General features: G+C 58.6%; 16 protein-coding genes. 5 read left to right on the plus strand and 11 right to left on the minus strand.

From position 1 onward, the window contains the following. Positions 1-16 precede the first annotated feature (16 nt). From AXW11_RS04965 to AXW11_RS04975, 3 genes are all read right to left on the minus strand, one after another. Positions 17-712 carry an ankyrin repeat domain-containing protein gene (locus AXW11_RS04965; protein WP_177190658.1) on the minus strand — a complete coding sequence of 232 codons (696 nt, stop codon included), beginning with the start codon at positions 710-712 and terminating at the stop codon, positions 17-19. A 73-nt stretch (positions 713-785) separates the two neighbouring features. Further along, a complete protein-coding gene (locus AXW11_RS04970; RefSeq protein WP_091644200.1) occupies positions 786-2,927 on the minus strand; it encodes a tRNA(Met) cytidine acetyltransferase TmcA in 2,142 nt (713 codons plus the stop codon). Positions 2,928-2,931: 4 nt separating this feature from the next. Continuing rightward, positions 2,932-3,312: a DUF2237 family protein gene (locus AXW11_RS04975; RefSeq protein WP_041336370.1), complete on the minus strand. Its 381-nt coding sequence runs from the start codon at positions 3,310-3,312 to the stop codon at positions 2,932-2,934. Positions 3,313-3,500: 188 nt separating this feature from the next. Between AXW11_RS04975 and AXW11_RS04980 the strand changes: the two genes are divergently transcribed. The 3 genes from AXW11_RS04980 to AXW11_RS04990 all read left to right on the plus strand — a co-directional run bounded on the left by AXW11_RS04980 (position 3,501) and on the right by AXW11_RS04990 (position 7,792). Further along, a complete protein-coding gene (locus tag AXW11_RS04980) occupies positions 3,501-5,831 on the plus strand; it encodes an ATP-dependent helicase (RefSeq protein ID WP_091644197.1) in 2,331 nt (776 codons plus the stop codon). 147 nt (positions 5,832-5,978) lie between these two features. Further along, entirely contained in the window at positions 5,979-7,187 is a 1,209-nt protein-coding gene (locus tag AXW11_RS04985; protein WP_085678611.1) for an OmpA family protein, read from the plus strand. A gap of 128 nt (positions 7,188-7,315) precedes the next feature. Next, entirely contained in the window at positions 7,316-7,792 is a 477-nt protein-coding gene (locus tag AXW11_RS04990) for a DUF4124 domain-containing protein (protein WP_228301340.1), read from the plus strand. Positions 7,793-7,797: 5 nt separating this feature from the next. On the opposite strand, the gene AXW11_RS04995 is transcribed toward AXW11_RS04990, so the two are convergent. After that, positions 7,798-9,045, minus strand: coding sequence for a methyltransferase (locus AXW11_RS04995; protein WP_091644194.1), 1,248 nt, complete (start codon positions 9,043-9,045; stop codon positions 7,798-7,800). Next, on the minus strand, positions 9,042-10,313 hold the full coding sequence (locus AXW11_RS05000) for a D-amino acid dehydrogenase (RefSeq protein WP_091644192.1): 1,272 nt from the start codon (positions 10,311-10,313) through the stop codon (positions 9,042-9,044). Before AXW11_RS05000 ends, AXW11_RS04995 begins: the two co-directional genes overlap by 4 nt. A gap of 118 nt (positions 10,314-10,431) precedes the next feature. Here AXW11_RS05000 and AXW11_RS05005 point away from each other — a divergent pair, with 118 nt between their 5' ends. Next, positions 10,432-11,241: a TatD family hydrolase gene (locus tag AXW11_RS05005; protein WP_091644189.1), complete on the plus strand. Its 810-nt coding sequence runs from the start codon at positions 10,432-10,434 to the stop codon at positions 11,239-11,241. Then, entirely contained in the window at positions 11,238-12,446 is a 1,209-nt protein-coding gene (locus AXW11_RS05010) for an HD-GYP domain-containing protein (RefSeq protein WP_091644187.1), read from the plus strand. Before AXW11_RS05005 ends, AXW11_RS05010 begins: the two co-directional genes overlap by 4 nt. Positions 12,447-12,450: 4 nt before the next feature. Here the strand turns inward: AXW11_RS05010 and AXW11_RS05015 are convergent, their stop codons facing one another. The 6 genes from AXW11_RS05015 to AXW11_RS05040 are packed head-to-tail and all read right to left on the minus strand — an operon-like array spanning position 12,451 to position 17,354. After that, the gene (locus AXW11_RS05015; RefSeq protein WP_041332476.1) at positions 12,451-13,362 is read right to left on the minus strand and encodes a LysO family transporter; all 912 of its coding nucleotides are present in this window, start codon (positions 13,360-13,362) and stop codon (positions 12,451-12,453) included. Between the two features lie 36 nt (positions 13,363-13,398). Then, positions 13,399-13,770 (minus strand): PA4575 family protein, encoded by a 372-nt coding sequence (locus AXW11_RS05020; protein ID WP_091644184.1) that lies wholly within the window; start codon positions 13,768-13,770, stop codon positions 13,399-13,401. A gap of 18 nt (positions 13,771-13,788) precedes the next feature. Continuing rightward, entirely contained in the window at positions 13,789-14,109 is a 321-nt protein-coding gene (locus tag AXW11_RS05025) for a DUF2288 domain-containing protein (protein WP_091644182.1), read from the minus strand. A 2-nt stretch (positions 14,110-14,111) separates the two neighbouring features. Next, positions 14,112-14,525, minus strand: coding sequence for a response regulator (locus tag AXW11_RS05030; protein ID WP_228301325.1), 414 nt, complete (start codon positions 14,523-14,525; stop codon positions 14,112-14,114). Further along, positions 14,500-15,645, minus strand: coding sequence for a response regulator (locus tag AXW11_RS05035; RefSeq protein WP_091644215.1), 1,146 nt, complete (start codon positions 15,643-15,645; stop codon positions 14,500-14,502). Before AXW11_RS05035 ends, AXW11_RS05030 begins: the two co-directional genes overlap by 26 nt. 11 nt (positions 15,646-15,656) lie before the next feature. Then, complete coding sequence (locus AXW11_RS05040) at positions 15,657-17,354, minus strand: diguanylate cyclase (protein ID WP_091644176.1); 1,698 nt, start codon at positions 17,352-17,354, stop codon at positions 15,657-15,659. Positions 17,355-17,433 lie beyond the last annotated feature (79 nt).

Below are 17,433 nucleotides of genomic sequence, written 5' to 3' on the forward strand. Positions count from 1 at the left end.
GGCGGCAAGCCCGCGTTCATAGCTCGGCGCCGGCCTGAATCAGCAACATCTCGATATCCCGGTTGTTGCTGGCACGCGCCAGATCCAGCGCCGTTCGCCCATCGCTACCGCGATAGTTGACGTCTGCACCCGCCGCCAGCAGCATCTCGGCGGTCAGTAAATCCCCGCCCTCAACAATGTGCATCAGCAGCGAAAGGCCGCCCTGATTCACATTGACGTTCGCCCCGGCGGCCAACAGCACTTTCACTACGGAAAGATGACCGTTGCGGGCGGCACGGATCACCGGCGTTGTACCCTCGCCGTCCGCTGCATTTACGCTGGCGCCGGCCGACAACAACAGCTGCACGATCCGCCGATGGCCATGCCCTGAGGCGATCATCAGTGGCGTGACACCACTCGCCGTGGCCAGGTCCGGCGCTGCACCTTCGCTGAGCAGGAACCAGACAATTCGGTCCTCGCCCGCCCTGACCGCCGCCGAAAGCGGTGTGCCGGCTTCGGTCAGTGTGTTCAAAGACAGGCCAGAGGCTGCAAGCGACTTGGTCCGTTCCAGGTTTCCGTTGCTTACCGCCGCCATCAAGGGCGTATCCGCCACCGACGCGCGACGCTGTTCGAGGTTGGATGGATCTGTGCTCGTCGCGCACGCTGTCATCAGCGCGCTTGCGACCAGGACCGCCAGAAATCTCACGAGGATGGTGCCGGTTCCCTGGGCCATGGTGATTCAGTCTCTGTTGATTTATTTTTGCGGATATTCTGGTCAGTCGGCGGCGGCAATGAAAGCGAGCGGTTCACAAGTCCGGCCGGTTCTGCAAAATATCGCCCACCAGAGAGCGCAATTCCGCTTCGCCTGCCTCCCGGCCCACGCATTCACCGTTCGCCTGCAACTCGGGCCACGACCAACCCTGTAGCACCGCCCTGGCCCAGAGGGAGCGCGAACGTTCGTCAGCCATCCCGTTGACAACGCCTGCTTGCAATGACAGCCGTCTCAGTACCGGCAAGGCCAGATCGAAGCCCCGATAGCCATGGGCAAAACTGTGCAGGTCCCTGAAATCATTCTCATTGAGCGGTCTGTCAGCGGGAAGGCCGCAGGTTATCCGCAGAATCAGCTCCGGCTCTGCGTCTATCCAGTTGCGCGGCACGAGGGTGAGCCAGTGCTCCGTCAACCTGCCACGCAAATGATCTGTCAGCGCCTTACCTTGCGCAGACACCCCGGCAAGCAACTGCAGGGGATACTCGCCGCTGCTGGCTTCGCGCTTCAGCCCGAGCCGAACCGGCTCCAACCCGCACCGCTGCCAGAACGACAACAACCCGGCGTTACCGCCGAAACTGGTACCGATACCGTCCAGCCCCTGCTTGCACGCATAATCATTTGCAGCCGCCACCAGTGTCTGCCCCAGCCCCTCACCGCGAACCTCGGCACTCACGGCAATCCGCACGATGCGCAACAGACTCTGGCAGGCTGCTTTGGCAAATCCACTGTGGGTCGCCAGGGACTGGGGCAAGAGATGCCCCCGCAAGCGGCGCTTGCCCAACATGACCTGCTCTGCAAGCTCGCTGTCCAGCCCCCCTTCCACCGTCGCCCATAGCACGCCGACCAGAACACCACCCCGGGTCAGACGCCAACTCACCGCGGCCGGATCGTCCATCCACTGGCGCAAGTCACCGGGTGAGGTCCGGTAGTGGGCATCCACCAGCAAACCGAAGGCCTCCTCCAATTCATTGTCTTCTGCGGTACCCGGGTTCCAGCGTTCAACGGCGATATTCACTTCGTCATCACTGACGGGTGGTGCCTGGGCATCCAGCAAAAACATCCGACGCGTCAACGGCTCCAGGGGGTCAGAGGCAGACCATCGTATGGGCGCCGTAAGCGATGTGTTGCGCCAGTGAGGCGTTTCGGCATCCAGCACCGAGCGAAAACGGATGGCAAAGCCTCTACCGGAACCTTCATAACCGTGCACCGTGGAAGCGTAAATCACCCTGGGCCAACCCAGCAGTATCCGCTTGAGCAGGTCTGCCGGTACGGCGGCGGCTTCATCCACCATGATCACTTCCGCCTCCGGCTTTTCAGCAAGCAGCCGGTCCAGGGGCCAGAACTCCAGCCGCCCCTGATCGCCCACCGCAACATCGCCCGTGCCCATGTCAGGATCAGAGGCCTGCCCGCTGGCCAAGCGGGCGTGGTGAAACAATGTTTTCACCGCATCCGGCCCGGGCGACGTCACAACCACGCGCCGCCGCCCTTCATTCAGAAGACGAACCGCCGACAGGCCCAGTGCCGCAGACTTACCCCGCCCCCGATCCGCCGTCGCCACCAACGGTCGCCGACGCCGCCCCAGCCCCGTTCGAACAACCTCTTCCACAAGCGCACGCTGGTCATCGGTGGCGCCTACCCGGAAGGCATCGCGGGGTGGTTCAACCATTGGCAATGGCGGCCGAGGGTCTACAGACGGGGTGACACGAATAGTATTAGAGTCACCGGCCACAGTGCCGGCCAGACGAGCCGCAAACGGATGCTGACCGGCTCCGTCCAACCCGGTACGCCGGTAATCCGGATCGTCGAAACTGCCCCAGTCTCCCAGCTTCGGCATCAGCCAGAAAAACAGACCACCGGCCGCAAGGGTTCCCGACAACGCCGCAAAACCGTCTGGTGGATTCCCCCGCCAGCCATCCCAGACCACGCAAGCCAGTTCCTGCCCCAGCCAGCGACGTCCCTCGACCGGTTTGATCGAAGTCAGCGAGGATTCGGGCTGATCCTCAACCGGCCCGGTCCAGACGCCTGGCGCTATCGACAATACTGGAAGAAGTTCACGCAGCCACGTAAGAGCAGCTGCCCGCTCACCTTCCAGAACCACCAACCGCCGATGTCCGGCAGCCCGCAACCCGGCTTGCAGCTCCTGCCACCCGGCCAGATCAGGCCCGATTTGATCCGCCATCCACTCAGCTCAAATCCACGGAGTGACGTTTAAGATCTTCCAGCTTTGAATACTTCAACGCTGAACGATGCGTCGCACGCAACTTCACACGCGGCGCACTATCGGCCTCAAACGCCTCCTGCCAGCGGGATGCACACAGGCACCAGGAATCCCCTTCTTTCAAACCGGGGAAACCAAATTCAGGTCTTGGTGTACTCAGATCGTTACCCTGAGCACTTGAATATTCCAGAAAATCATCTGTGACGACTGCACAGACAACGTGGGCCCCCAGGTCATCCGGGCCAGTGTTGCAACACCCATCCCGATAAAACCCGGTTTCCGGATCTGTACCACAAATTTCCAACTTCTCACCCAGCACGTTCACCGGTTCTGCAGTTGTAGCCATAACATCATTCTCCTAATTCAGAGGGAGGGTTTGGGGGTTCTCTTCCAAAACTGTGCGGAGCCATGGATGGCGGAGCCCAAGCGCCACATGGATGTGCTTGAGCGTGTTTTGGAAGAGAACCCCCAAACCCTCCTGCACCCAATATGCGGTCAATCCCGACGAGCAGAAAAGCAAAAGTTATCAGGATTATGCGGCACCAGTATCAGCACTACCAGTCGCCGGGTACAATACACAGCATGTCGCCCCCACCCCAAATACCTGAAACCTCCAATCTGCCCGATTACCTCACTGATGAGCAAAGGGCCATCATCACCGCAGGTTTTGAACATGCGGTAATCACCGCCGTGGCGGGCAGTGGAAAAACGTCCACTCTGGCCTGGCGCATCCGCTATCTGCTGGAACAGGGGCATGATCCGAACCGTATGCTGGTGTTGATGTTCAACCGCGCTGCGCGGGTGGACTTCGAGCACAAACTTCAGGACGTAACACGTAACTTGGGCCTGGCGACACCTGAAATTCGCACCTACCACGCCATGGGGCTACGGCTTTACAAACGGTTCGTGCGGGAAGGCTTCCTTCCGGGATTTTCAGACAAGATCCTCACCGACCAGGAAATCAGCTATCAGGCCTGGCAGCTTACGCGGCGATTGGCGCCTGAGGACCTAGCCGACGAGATCCGCCGCAACAAGAAAGACTTTGTCGAAACCGCCGTTAACTTCATCGACCTGGTGAAAACCACCCTGTCCCCGGTGGACATCGTCTTTGAGGAACTCGGCTATTCCGACAAACACCGCTACCTGATCGACCTGTTCCACAGCTTTGAACAGTGGCGCAAATCCCAGAGCCGCATCAGCTACGCCGACATGCTCTACGAACCGGTGATGGCCATTCACCAGAACCCGCCCTTACAGCGCCTGGTCGGCAACAAAATGGACCTGGTACTGGTGGATGAGTATCAGGACACCAACGAAATCCAGCATCTACTGCTCAGATACGTGGCCGGTGACCGGGCACGGGTGACTGTCGTGGGCGATCCGGATCAGACGATTTACGAGTTCCGGGGCGCCAGACCCGATTTTATACTCAGGCGTTTCAGCGAAGAGTTTGAAAGCCCACTGGAGCAGACCCTGAGCTATACCTTTCGGTATGGCCATCAGGTGGCTCTGCTGGCCAATCACCTGATCTGTCACAACACCGGTCGCAAGGATGTGCTCTGCCATTCCCATCCAACCACACCTGAGACCGGCATCACCCTGCACCAGCAGGAAAACGACAGTGATCTCGTCCTGAAACTACTGCAACCCATGGACGACGAAGCACTTGCCAACACGGCGATCCTGTTCAGGGTGTGGAGCCAGAGTGTTCCTATCGAATTGAAATTGCTCGCGCGACAAGTGCCCTACCGCATCGACGCCGGGAAGGGAGCCCTGTTCAGTCGCGAGGTTCAGGCCATCACCAGCCTGTTGATGGTGGTGTCGGGCCGGATTCGCAATCTGCCTGATGAAGATCGGCTTGATATTGCCCGGCAATTGCTGCGCTTCCCCCATGTGGGCCTCAAGGAGCCCGAGCTCGAACAGCTGGCACGCTTTCTGGCTGGGTTCGGCGAGGGCTGGCACGAGCGGCTGCTGGCCATGGACTTTGACGCACTGGCCCCCATGGCGGCCAAAAAGCTCCGCAAGCTGGGGGAAACACTGGCACAGCTGGAGCGCTTCAAAGGCTCAGTGGCAGATCTGATATCCCGCTATGCGGAGGAAACCGAACTCTACGAGGGCATTCGCAGCCTGGCACTGACCCATGAAACCGCGGACGAACGCATCGAGACCATCCGGGGCTTCCGGCTGTACCTCTCGGGACTCGATGTCAGCATTGACGGCGCGCTGGAACACCTCAAGGCTCTGAAAAAACAGGCGGGTGAAAATCGCCATGGCGGCGCCTTGCTCTCCACCATCCACCGCACCAAGGGCCTGGAATGGTCGACCGTTATACTGCCGGGACTGCAGGAGAAGTACCTGCCCTACAGCCCCCGAGCCCAGGACGACCCCAAGGCCTTCCTGGAAAGTGAACGCCGTCTGCTCTATGTGGCCATGACCCGAACCCGGGAGCAGCTACACCTGATCACCCGGCCATTCGGAGAAAAAAGACACCTTGACGGCGACCAGGGCCCAAGCCGGTTTGTCGATGAGTTGTGCTTTCCACTGTCCCAAGAGTTTGGCCAGTGGCTGGACGGGCGTTCCTGCGACAGCGCTGACGCGCTGACAGCCACCGTACCACTGACGTCGACCGGTCTTCGCTATGCGCACCTTCAAGGCGTCACATTGCAGACAAATACGGAAGCAACAGCCGAGGAGACGACACCGCTCTGGGCAAGAAACCGTCTCAGCCATGCCATCTTCGGGCCGGGCTCAGTGACGGGGGAGGACGAACGGTCCTTCGAAGTCGCTTTCGACAACGGTGACACCCTGAATTTCAGCAAGAAAAGTGCCCACCTGTATTTTACCGCCATGTCATCAAGGGCCTGAGTACAATTGCGGACGTAACACTGGCCCTCTTTTTTTGTTTTTTTGAATCCCCTGACTTAAATTTCACGTAAGTACGCTGCAGCAATGCTTTATGCGAAAGTACGACATGAGTACTTTTTACAACGATAATTGAACAGGAGGTTCTGCATGAATATCATGCGCCCACTGGCCATTGCGGCCCTGACGACATCCCTTGCGACCCCCGCACTCGCCGAACGCGAGCAAACCATTTACCTGAACCCGTTTGCCGGCTTCCAGCTGTTTGACGACAAGCGCGACCTCAGTGAAACCGGCACCCTGGGCATTGGCGCGGAATTTCGCTTCCACCCCAACTGGGCCGTGGAAGGCGTCTATTCCAAGGCGGATGCCGATCGTAAGTACGTCGATGGCAGTAGCGACTTTGAAGAATATCGACTGGACGGCCTCTATTACTTTGCCGGCCAGGATGAAGCCTGGAATCCGTATGTCTCGGCCGGTGCCGGCCACGCGGACTTCGGCGACGATGTGCTGAGCTACCAGACAGCCGGTTCCAATCACGACGAAACCCGCGTCAACGTCGGAGCGGGCTTCCGTTACAACGTCAGTGATAGCGTTTCCATTCGCGCGGACCTGCGCGAGTTCCATGGCATTGACGAAAGCACCTTCGATACCCAGGCAACCCTTGGCCTGAGCTTTGCCTTCTCTCGCACCGTCGCGGACTCAAAGCCCTCACCACGCAAAGCCGCAGACAGCGACAACGATGGCGTGCCGGACAACCGCGATCAGTGCGCCGGAACACCTGCAGGTGTGAACGTTGACAGCAATGGCTGTGAGCGTGACAACGACGGTGACGGCGTCGCCAACAGCATGGACCAGTGCCCCAACACACCGGCGGGCGCCAGCGTCAACAGCCGTGGTTGTGAGCTGGACAGCGACAACGATGGCGTGGTGAACAGCGCGGACCAGTGCCCCGGCACGACTGCAGGCGCAGACGTGGATGCCATGGGTTGTGAAGGCGTGACAGAAACCGTCGAAACCATCGAGCTGAACGTACAGTTCCCGACCAACAGTTCGGTGATCGGCAATGCCTTCGACAATGAAATTCGCCGCGTCGCCAATTTCATGCTCGAGTATCCGGAAACCAACGTGGAAATCGCCGGTCACAGTGACAGCATTGGCGAGGCGGAATACAACCGCTTCCTGTCCCAGCGCCGTGCCGAGGCAGTTGCCACCCGGCTGACCGATGCCCTGGGCATCAGTGAGGACCGTGTGAATGCCGTTGGTTACGGTGAGTCCGAGCCGGTTGCCAGTAACGAGACCGCTGCTGGCCGCGCGGAGAACCGTCGGGTTGAGGCTCGTATTCAGGTTCGCCGTTAAGCGTCGACGTTGATCCTGTACAGACATCCTGTGAAGATCAGCTCAACGAAAAGGCGCCTTCGGGCGCCTTTTTTATTGGCGGGCAGGCGCCCTTAATTTCATGCTCGCGAGAGAATGCCGTGAAGCGAATGTTGTTCGTCTTTATTCTCACATGGGGTATACCCGCTGCTGCGTGGCCCCAGGTTTACCGGTGCGATGCCGGTGGTGATACTCGCTTTTCGGACCAGCCCTGCGGGGAAGACTCCGAGGAAATCACCATCCGTGACAACCGGATTGGCGGCAATTTTGGCCAGAACCTCCCGCCGTCACCCAAGCGTGATGAAACAGTGGAAGAACCGGAAAAAAGCACACAGGAGTCGACCAGTGATGACACCTGCCGTTTTATTAACTCCACCGACCTGCGGCGCTATCTGGTGCGGGAACAGGTGGTGAAAGGCATGACCAAAGAGCATGTTCTAGAAGCCTTTGGCCGACCTCCAGAAACCTACCCCACACCCCAGGAAACCTGGGTATACCAGACGAAATACTATGGCGCCCTTTATGAACTGACCTACGTGTATTTTCGGGACGGCTGCGTGGAAAATGTAGTGTACCGAAAGCCCTGAGCCATTTAGCAGTCCACAGACCTTTTTTCGGCGTCGATCAGCAGATTGCGGGGCGTCAGCTGGCGCTCGCAGAAGGTCCCCAGCCGAACGTCATACCCCTGTTCCTCAAGAAACATTGAATAATCCAGCACCACCCAAAGCTCCAGTGGCCGCCGGAACAGGTGGCGCACCAGCTCGTGGCGGCTCACTTCCTGCCGTCGCCGCTCGCCATAACGTTCCCAGACACCAAAGTCTGTGTCCCCGGGTAGTTCCAGCCCCCTATTGCCGGCTGCCCAGCGACAGAAGGTGGCAAAATCGCCGTTCGTCAGCCGCGTCGGGTGCGACGGCACCGGCAGGTAGGCATCCACGCCGCGAAGCTGCCGTTGAAGACCATCGAACCCGAGACGCCAACGACTGATCCTGCGGGTTTGCTCACGCACACGCTTCGGTGCGGTCACGGTTTCCCTGACGGCCAGTCGCAGCTCGTTGCGGGTCAGCTCCAAGCCATTTTTTGAAGCCCGGACGCGCCTGGAAAGAGGCTGGTAGTCCAACGCTTCCGTCAGGTGGTAGCAGCAAGGTGAAACGCTCACCCTTGGCAGGCCCTCGCCAGCCACCTTACGCATCAGCCTGCGATGAAGGTCACCACAAGCGTGAAGGGCAACACCGTGAGCGTCGGGCGGCATCGTCAGGTTCTCGGCCATGACATCCTGGCACTGCAGGGTAACCGCATCCCCGAACTTTCCGGCCAGGAGGTTGCCATCGTCCACCAGGGTCGCGTTCCATTCAAACCCGGTTACGTCACCCCCGCACAGGGGTGCCAGGGTTCTGGCCAGGTGGCCCTTGCCGCAACACCAGTCCAGTACGTTGTGCTTCAAGGGTTGGATAGCGCTTGCAAAAGCGCCGGCCTGAAGCCGCTTACGGCCAGGCATATCCGTTGCCCGGACTTCAGGCAAGGTGTTCTGATCGGCTAATTCGACGGCAAGTGGCTGAATGCCGGTCAGCTCACCGAACTCCCGGAAAGAGGGCAACGCCCCGGCCACCCATTCAGCCAGCGCAACAGGATCATCGTCCCATTGCACACAGTCGCTGTCAGAGAGCCGGGCAACCCGGTCCGCCAATGCCGGCCAGGTCTTCGTCCAGGCCGGGCTCGGGTCAGCGAATGGCGTCGGTTGCCAGAACTCACGATGCTGCGCCAGCCAATCGTTCAAGCGCTGCCAGCGCCGATAAAAAGCGTCAGCGCGGTGATGTGAACTCGCCGCCGAAGGTAACGTCACTCGGAAAATCGCCCAGGCCGAAAAGCATCCAGGCACACCGACGGCGCCTCCCCATCAATCACCTGGGAAATCACCGAAGCGCTGCCCGCCGACAGGGTCCAGCCAAAGGTGCCGTGCCCGGTGTTGAGGAACAGGTTCTCCCGGGGGCCTCGACCGATGATGGCAGGACCGTCCGGAGTCATGGGGCGAAAACCGGTCCAGGTCTCGGCGGCCTCCAGATCGGCGCAACCGGGAAAACGGGATTCCACGGACTTTCGAATGGTCGCCAGCCGGGCTTCCGGAATGTCGCGGTTGAAGTCGTCCAATTCCACAAAGCCGGAGGCGCGTAGCCTCTCGCCCAGACGGGTCGAGACCACTTTGTAGTTGTCATCGTGGATGGTCGACACCGGCGCGCGGCCAGGGTCTTTCAAGGGCACCGTAAAGCTGTAGCCCTTCACCGGGTAGATCGGCAACTCAAGCCCCAGGGGACGGGTAAGATGCCCCGACCAGCAACCGGCACTGACAACCACAGCGTCTGCCTCAAGGGTTTCCGATGTGCCATCGTCCTTGCGGATGGTCACCCCCGTTACCCGCCGATCATCAGCCACCAAATGTTCGGTTTCCGTGTTGTAGCGGAACTGCACACCCTTCGTTTCGCAGGCCTTGGCCAGTTCACGGGAGAACAGATGACAATCACCGGTGCCATCTGTGTCATAGCTAAGGGCGCCGTAGAGCGGGCCATCCCCGATCATGCCGGGCTCTGCTTCGCGAACCTTTTCGGGAGTGAGCAATCGGGAGGGGATACCCAGTTCGTCGAGCAACCGTTGGGTTTCGCGGTAGTTTTCCAGGGTTTCCGGGGTGCTGGCGAGGTGAAGCAGGCCCTGGTGGCCGCCGTCGAACGGCAGATCAAGCTCCTTTTCAAGGGCCAGGAAGCGTTCACGGCTATGAATGCCAAGGCGCATCATGGCCCGCTTGTTCAGGCCAAACAGGCCAGGCGACCAGGCGTAGCGCAGCGTTGCGAACATAAACCGCAAGGTTTCCATGGATGGCGGCACCGACATTTTCAGCGGGCCGTCCTTCTTGAATAACCAGGGGATGGCCTTCAACACCATGGATGGGTCTGCCCATGGATAGACCACCCCGTAGGAGCGCTGGGCGGCATTACCTTTGCTGGTTTCATTCCCAGCCGCGCTGTGACGTTCCAGCACGGTTACCTGATGGCCCCGGCTTTGCAGCTCGTACGCCGTGGTTACGCCAACCACGCCGGCACCAACAACAATGATGTGCATGCACTTCTCCCTATGACAGCAATGTAGGTCAACAATCGAACAAACTGATAAACTACTGTGACAAAGTTCTCAGGATAGCAGCCAACGCTTTGGTTGCGATGGAGTGAAGTAACCGCCAATGAGCAAGAAACGTCGCGACATTCCCGTTTTCGATCAACCGATTATCGAAACCCACTGCCATCTGGATTACCTCAAGGATCGCCCCCTGGCGGAAACCCTGGCCGAAGCGCAGCGGGTCAATATCGAACGTGTGATCACCATCGCTGTGTCACCGGACAATCTGGCTACCGTGCGTGAACTGAGCCAAACAGCCCCCTGGGTGTATGGCACGCAAGGGGTACACCCCCACGATGCCGAACAGTATTCCGATGCCGCCGAGGCGGAAATCCGCGCGCACGCTGGCGACGACAAGATCGTGGCAGTGGGCGAAATTGGTCTGGATTACTTCTACGACAACGCAGACCGGGACGTTCAGCGTGATGTGTTCCGCCGCCAGTTGCAGATCGCCTGTGACACCGACCGGCCCGTGGTCATCCACAGCCGCGAGGCCGATGACGACACCATCGACATCCTGAAGGAGTTCGAAAGTACTCTTAAGCGCCGCGGCGTGATCCACAGTTTCACGTCAGGCCCGGGGCTGGCGCAATACGCATTGGACGAAGGCTGGTGCCTGGGCTTTAACGGCATCACCACCTTCAACAAAGCCGAAAACGTGCGTGACATTGTGCGTATGGCACCCATCGAGCAGATCCTGCTGGAGACGGATTCACCGTTCCTGACCCCGGTTCCCTATCGCGGCAAGGAAAATGCACCTTTCTACATACCATTTGTTGCCGAGAAAATCGCCGAGGTGAAACAACTACCGCTGGAGAACGTACTGGCTACAACCTATGACAACAGCCTGAGAACGTTCTTCCAGCCGCGATGATCAAACGCATCCCCGTCTCCGCGCTCAAGGTCGGCATGTACATCACCGACCTGAACAACGACTGGATTCCTCACAACACCCAGCGCCGTCGCGGCGTGATCAAAAAAGAGGACACCGTTGAAAAAATCCGCCGGATGGGGGTGGACTACGTCTACATCGATGTCTCCAAGGGCCTGGATTCCCAGGATTCGGAACCAGCCCACGAGGTCGATCGCCGCAACGAGTCCGCCCTTCAGCGGGCCGGCGAGCAGGCACCCGGCGTTTTCAAACGGGTAGCAGTGGCCGAGGAAATGGTGTTCGCCCAACAGGTGCATAACCAGGCTCAGGGGCTGGTCGGCAACCTGATGAACAGCGTGAAGCTTGGAGGGGCAATCGAGATAGCCCCCATTCACCGATTGGCTGATGAGCTCCAGAGCTCTATCTTGCGCAACGCCAATGCCCTCAGTTGCCTCGGCCGAATCCGCGAGAAGGACAACTACCTGCTGGAGCATTCGGTCAACCTCAGCGTACTGATGTCCCTGTTTGGCAACTACCGCAAGCTTCCCTCGGAGGCGCTGCACCAAACCATTGTTGGTGCACTGCTCCATGACATCGGCAAAATCCTTACGCCGGACGACATTCTCCACAAGCCGGGACGGCTGACGCCAGAAGAGTTTGAGGTCATGAAAGCCCATGCGCGGCATTCGCGGGATATTCTCAAGGCAACAGAGGGTATTGGCGAACTGGCCATCGTTACCGCCGCGGAGCACCATGAGCGCCTGGACGGCAGTGGCTACCCCGAGGGCCTGAGGGGCGAGGAAATCTCCGTATACGGTCGTATGGTGGCTATTACCGATGTGTACGACGCCATTACTTCCGACCGGGTGTATCACAAGGGTATGACCCCGACCCAGGGCCTGAAGAAACTGCTGGAATGGAGCGGCGGCCATCTGGACGCCGCCCTGGTGAAAGAGTTTATTCGTTGTGTGGGGCTCTACCCCATTGGCTCACTGGTGCTTCTGGAAAGCGGCCGGCTCGGTGTCGTCATCGAGACCAACGACGAGGACCAGCGATTGCCCGTGCTGCGTGTGATGTATAACACCCGTTTTCGCATGCCCATCACCGTTGACACCCTGGACCTGGCCAAACCCGGGGCCCAGGACCGAATTCTGCGTTCAGTGGACCCGGAAGACTACAAGATCGACGTCAGAAAGTTCCTGGTCTGAGACATTACCCTCCCATGGACAGAAACACCGCCATCAGGATGGGAGACAGGAACGACAGGATAAACCCCGAGGCGATCGCCACGGGAACGCAGTCCAGGCCACCACTGCTGCGGATCACCGGCAGGGTGAAGTCCATGGCAGTCGCCCCCCCGTAGCCAATGGCCATGGCCGGCCGCTGGCCGATCAACAATGGAATGATCGCAAGCGCAATAATCTCCCGGATCACATCATTGAGAAAGGCGACACCACCCCAGGACGGCCCCAGGGCATCGCCAATCACAATACCGGACAGGGAATACCAGCCAAACCCGGACGCCAGTGCCAGTGACTCATGCCAGGCAGCGTCCAGCAAAGGCACCATTGCAAAACCAGCGAGCAGAGAGCTCCCGGCCAGCGCTAACGCAATGCCCAATCCCTGCCGGTTGAGCAGCAGCCGACGAAGGGACAGGCCGGCATTGCGCAGTTGCAGGCCAATCAGAAACAGCAGCAACATTAACGACCAGGTCGCCACGTCTTCGGCCATGGGCATATCCGGCAGCCAGTAGAAACCGGCCAAACCACCCACCACAACCGCCAACAGTGGCTTCAACCCCGCCAGAAAAAGGCGACGATAGCCACGAGGCTGGTCCACGTGATCCTCCCTCGCTGCCATCGGCTGCCACCGGTGAAACAGCCACAGCCCCGCCATGTTGGCCACAAACAGTACCACCACGAGCACGGCAACCTGGGACGCCATATTAGCCAACTGGCCACCAACACCTTCCATCTGCCCGAGGCTCAGCCCCAAGAGTGCCAGGATAAAATACACCAGCCCCTCAACGCCGTAATGAATGGCCGTCATCAGATGGCGGTTCTCAAGTGCCAGGGCAAACCCCAGGAAAAGCGGTGCCAGGATCAGCAATGCGCCGGTCAGCATGAAGTCCTCGGAAAAATGTGTATGGGTGGGGAAAGATCAGCCGATAGGTTCGTACTGATCCGGATCAAAATGAAACTTGCCTGCACTGGCATCGCGATCGGTACGGATGGTGCGCGCCAGGCGCTGGGCCATCACCGACCAGACCACATAGTCGTTGGGTTGGGGCTGGTAATCCTGCCCCATCAGCGCACCCGCAACACTGCGCAACACCGCTTCCGCCTGGGCGATGGAACGATAGGGGCCCTGGCAGCGATGTTTTTCTGGTTGACCATGCACCGAGCCGCTGAGCGCCACCAACGCCCAGATGTCCTCACCGACGGGCTTAATGAAAAGCTCAACCCGGCGCTGTTCCCGGACCATGACCAGTGCCCGTAGCGGGCCACGCCCATGAAAGTAATGCAGTTTCACGGCCTTATTCCAGGAGTTTCAGTGAAGTACATGCCCTGACCTGTCCTGCACCAGCACCCAGGGTGCAATCACTACCGCCCAGAGTTCCGTGTTCTCGTCATACCAGTGGCGGGCAAGATCCGGAGCCACATCGCCCACTTTGTTATCGGCCAACCAACGCTCGAACTGGGCCTTGTTGTCCGCTGACAGTTCTGCCGCCACATCCAGCAGGTCCAGCTCCGGGACCACCTTCACGACGTGACCACGGGCATAATAAACCTGCAGGTCATGCCAATTGATCCGGGACGTTTCCAGATTCAGTTTGTGCTTCAGTTTCTCTGGCGATTCTTTCGTAACCATGTTCACACCTTGGACGTCCATATTTCACGTATCTGATCGGCAAGGGTCATGGGATCGAACGGTTTGGGTATCACGTCAACCGCTCCCAATTCCCTGTAGAACGCCACCTCTTCAGTTTGCACCTTAGCAGTCATGAACACCACAGGTGTCGCGCTCAACGCCGGAATTTCCCGTAACGCCTGAAACGTAGACGGGCCATCCATACCCGGCATCATAACATCCAGCAGAATCAGTTCGGGCTCAAAACCCGGCCCTTCAAGAAGCGCCTCCTGACCGGAACTGCAGCTCTTTACCGAAAAGCCCCCAACGGATTCCAGTGCCAGCTCCGCCACGGCCCTGATGTCGGCATCATCCTCCACATAAAGAATTCGCTGAAGTTCTGCAACCGGGCTAGCCATCGTCTGTACCTCTCTCATGGTTATTCACCCCCAGTCTGCGCAGCAAGCGCAAACACTCCTCACTGCTGTTCTGGCCACCCGCTATCAACGCAGAGGCACGCATAACCAGTTTCGATTCACTCGTAGCATCACGTGGCAGAAAATGAACAGCGCCAATCAGCTCCCGCAACTGCAAAGGCAGATGCCACTGCACTTTGAGACGATTCCCATAACTCTGAGCCCAGGCCGTTAACCCGCTTTCAATCTGTTCATCAGAAACCTGGCCTTTGCGATCCAGGCATTGCTGCATCACCTTGAGCACAGCCAGTTCGCCGACCCGGCTGAGCAGGGCCGCCGTGTGCACATCGGATTGATCGATTCCGATACGTAACGCAATTCGTACGGCTTCCTGGGCTACCTTCTCGGCGGTTTCGAGAAAGACAGTCGCTCTTTCCGCCAAACGGGTATCGCGCAACTGGCCGCATATATCCAGCGACATGGCCATCGCGTGCCGCAAGGCCATATCCACACCCATGGTAGCAATCCCGTCACGCAGACTGCGGACCGGCTCACCGGTTTTCTGGAACGAGGCGCTGTTGGCCACGTCAAGCAGACGGGTTGTCAACGCAACCTCGCCATGCCACCGCTCCGCGAGCTGCGATGGGGAGATATCCTGTTTTCGCGCCATCAATTCGAGAACCCGAGCCGTATCAACGGCGGAGGGCAGCTGAATAACGGACTCCACCGACGTCTGCAGCAGGTGCTCCAGATCAGGTTGAGACTCCCGATCAAATTCTGCTGGGTCCACCAGTGCTGTCAGCCTTTCGTGCACCATCTCCACATTGAACGGTTTGCTGATATAGCCATTGATGCCGTAGCGTGCGGCTTTCAGAACCGAATCCCTGTCAGCCCGGCCGGAGATCATGACAATGGCGGTCTTGCTGCTCTTCTCACGGGCAGCGCGAATTACGTCAAGACCTGAACCATCCGGCAGATTCCAGTCGATGATCATCAGGTCAGAACCGTGTTGGGACCAGTGTGCCAGAGCCCCCCTGACCGACGGCGTTACGAAAATATCGATGCCCGGATAAAGCCCGCCGACCACCGTTTCCAGCAGATCCGCCAGCAATGTGTCATCTTCCAGAATAAGTGCCTTCATAACGTTATGCTTCATCCCTGATGGAAAATCGTCACGCCGTTACGGCCCCCTTTCTTTCGCTCATAAAGGGCCTGATCCGCTGCGTTAAGCGCATCACTACCGGACTCAAAAGCATCCAGCGCGGCAATACCCACGCTGAGGGTAACCGACAGGCTAGCACCATCATTGTTGAACGACAGGTCTGAGAATGCCTCACAAATCTGAGTCATGACCGATTGCCCTTCTTGCGTCGTACACTCCGGTAAAACCACTGCAAACTCCTCCCCACCATACCGGCCGATTATATCGGTGGAACGCAATCGTTGCCTGAGCAAGCTTGCGAGCGCTTTGATGACACTATCGCCCATTCTGTGCCCATACTGATCATTCACTTTCTTGAAATGATCCAGGTCCAGCATGGCGACAACGGAAGACTGCGACAGTCGCTTGCAGCGGGCCTGTTCCTTATCAATTTCCTGCTTTATATACGAATGCTTCAACAGGCTCGTAAGGCTGTCCCGTATCAGCAGCTCGTTCAGTTGGCGGGCACGATAGCAGCGGATCTGGGCGGCGCGTACAAGATAGCGGTCGGACACGGGCTTGGTCAGGAACTCATCCGCCCCTTTTGCCATGGCTTCGAGCTGAACCTGCTTATCCTGCTCAGACGACAGGTAGATGATCGGCAGGCTTACCCATTCGGGATCAAAACGGACCAGCTTTGCCACCGTGGGTCCGGAGTAATCCCCCATACGAACGTCCAGCAGCATTATGTCGGGGGAGAATTCCGAGAGTTCCGACAACACCGTCTCGGGATTACTGATGGCATGTACATTAAAACCCGCGCCCTCCAGCACCGCGCGATAGTGCCCTGCAAGATCTTCATCGTCATCCAGAATCAGGATTTTCCCGGAAACCGTCCGGCTCTGCTCACTGACCAAACGCTCGATGCTTTCCGTCAGTACGGTTGCATCAACCGGTTCCGTAATAAGTGCATCTGCCCCGGCATCCGCCAGGGCATACCGGTTTCGGAAATCATCCCTGTGTCCGATACAAATGAGTGGTGGTTTCAGTGAATTCTTGCTCCCAGCCTTAGCATCGAGCGCCGCGGACACCTCCGAAAGTGCGTCCTCACCGGTTACCACAAGGGTTACTCCCGGCGTTCCGTCAAGGGAGAGGGTGGAGACCGCCTGGCGCGATACCGAAAAACCGTAATTTGAGAGTGTGTACTCCAGAAAAACCTGCGAACCTTCTGACAACCCACACAGGACAACCTGAATATCCGCGACCGTCAGACTGTAATGATCGTTTAAGTGCTCAGGGCCTTTGGTACTGCGGGTCGCTGACACCGACGTTTCATCCAGCAAAGAACGCAGGTGTCCTGCCTGTGTCAGGGCATTGATAACCTGTGGGGTTTCCTCGCCGGGAACCTCTGGGCCACTGTCGGCTTGCACCGGGTATTTTTCCACCAATGGCTTAAGACGTTGCTCCAGCCTACGGGCCTCAGCCCCCAAGGCTGCATATCCGAAGGTTCCGGCAGAACCGGCCAGACGATGAAGCAGCTGGTAGGCCGACATCACATCTTCACGCAGCAGTCGCTGCCCCTGAGCCCCCCCGGTTACCCTTGCGGCGACTTCGCTCAACTGATCGAGTTCATCCTCCGCCTTACCACGGAAGCTGAGTCGCAATTGCGCAAGTTTATCCGCGATATCCGCTTTTGGATCTGTTCCCATAAAAGGTCTGAGGCCTCGATTTTTTACTAATATAACCGGTTCAACTAGGCTAATCTTCTTTCATCACAGAACATTATCC

This window comes from Marinobacter sp. Hex_13 (genome assembly GCF_001566815.1).
Taxonomy (GTDB): domain Bacteria; phylum Pseudomonadota; class Gammaproteobacteria; order Pseudomonadales; family Oleiphilaceae; genus Marinobacter; species Marinobacter salarius.

Excerpts from the sequence above, each read along its gene's own strand:
- AXW11_RS04965 (WP_177190658.1), bottom strand. The coding sequence starts at position 712 with ATGGCCCAGGGAACCGGCACCATCCTCGTGAGATTTCTGGCGGTCCTG.
- AXW11_RS04970 (WP_091644200.1), bottom strand. The coding sequence starts at position 2,927 with ATGGCGGATCAAATCGGGCCTGATCTGGCCGGGTGGCAGGAGCTGCAA.
- AXW11_RS04975 (WP_041336370.1), bottom strand. The coding sequence starts at position 3,312 with ATGGCTACAACTGCAGAACCGGTGAACGTGCTGGGTGAGAAGTTGGAA.
- AXW11_RS04980 (WP_091644197.1), top strand. The coding sequence starts at position 3,501 with ATGCGGCACCAGTATCAGCACTACCAGTCGCCGGGTACAATACACAGC.
- AXW11_RS04985 (WP_085678611.1), top strand. The coding sequence starts at position 5,979 with ATGAATATCATGCGCCCACTGGCCATTGCGGCCCTGACGACATCCCTT.
- AXW11_RS04990 (WP_228301340.1), top strand. The coding sequence starts at position 7,316 with ATGTTGTTCGTCTTTATTCTCACATGGGGTATACCCGCTGCTGCGTGG.
- AXW11_RS05000 (WP_091644192.1), bottom strand. The coding sequence starts at position 10,313 with ATGCACATCATTGTTGTTGGTGCCGGCGTGGTTGGCGTAACCACGGCG.
- AXW11_RS05005 (WP_091644189.1), top strand. The coding sequence starts at position 10,432 with ATGAGCAAGAAACGTCGCGACATTCCCGTTTTCGATCAACCGATTATC.
- AXW11_RS05010 (WP_091644187.1), top strand. The coding sequence starts at position 11,238 with ATGATCAAACGCATCCCCGTCTCCGCGCTCAAGGTCGGCATGTACATC.
- AXW11_RS05015 (WP_041332476.1), bottom strand. The coding sequence starts at position 13,362 with ATGCTGACCGGCGCATTGCTGATCCTGGCACCGCTTTTCCTGGGGTTT.
- AXW11_RS05025 (WP_091644182.1), bottom strand. The coding sequence starts at position 14,109 with ATGGTTACGAAAGAATCGCCAGAGAAACTGAAGCACAAACTGAATCTG.
- AXW11_RS05030 (WP_228301325.1), bottom strand. The coding sequence starts at position 14,525 with ATGAGAGAGGTACAGACGATGGCTAGCCCGGTTGCAGAACTTCAGCGA.
- AXW11_RS05035 (WP_091644215.1), bottom strand. The coding sequence starts at position 15,645 with ATGAAGGCACTTATTCTGGAAGATGACACATTGCTGGCGGATCTGCTG.
- AXW11_RS05040 (WP_091644176.1), bottom strand. The coding sequence starts at position 17,354 with ATGGGAACAGATCCAAAAGCGGATATCGCGGATAAACTTGCGCAATTG.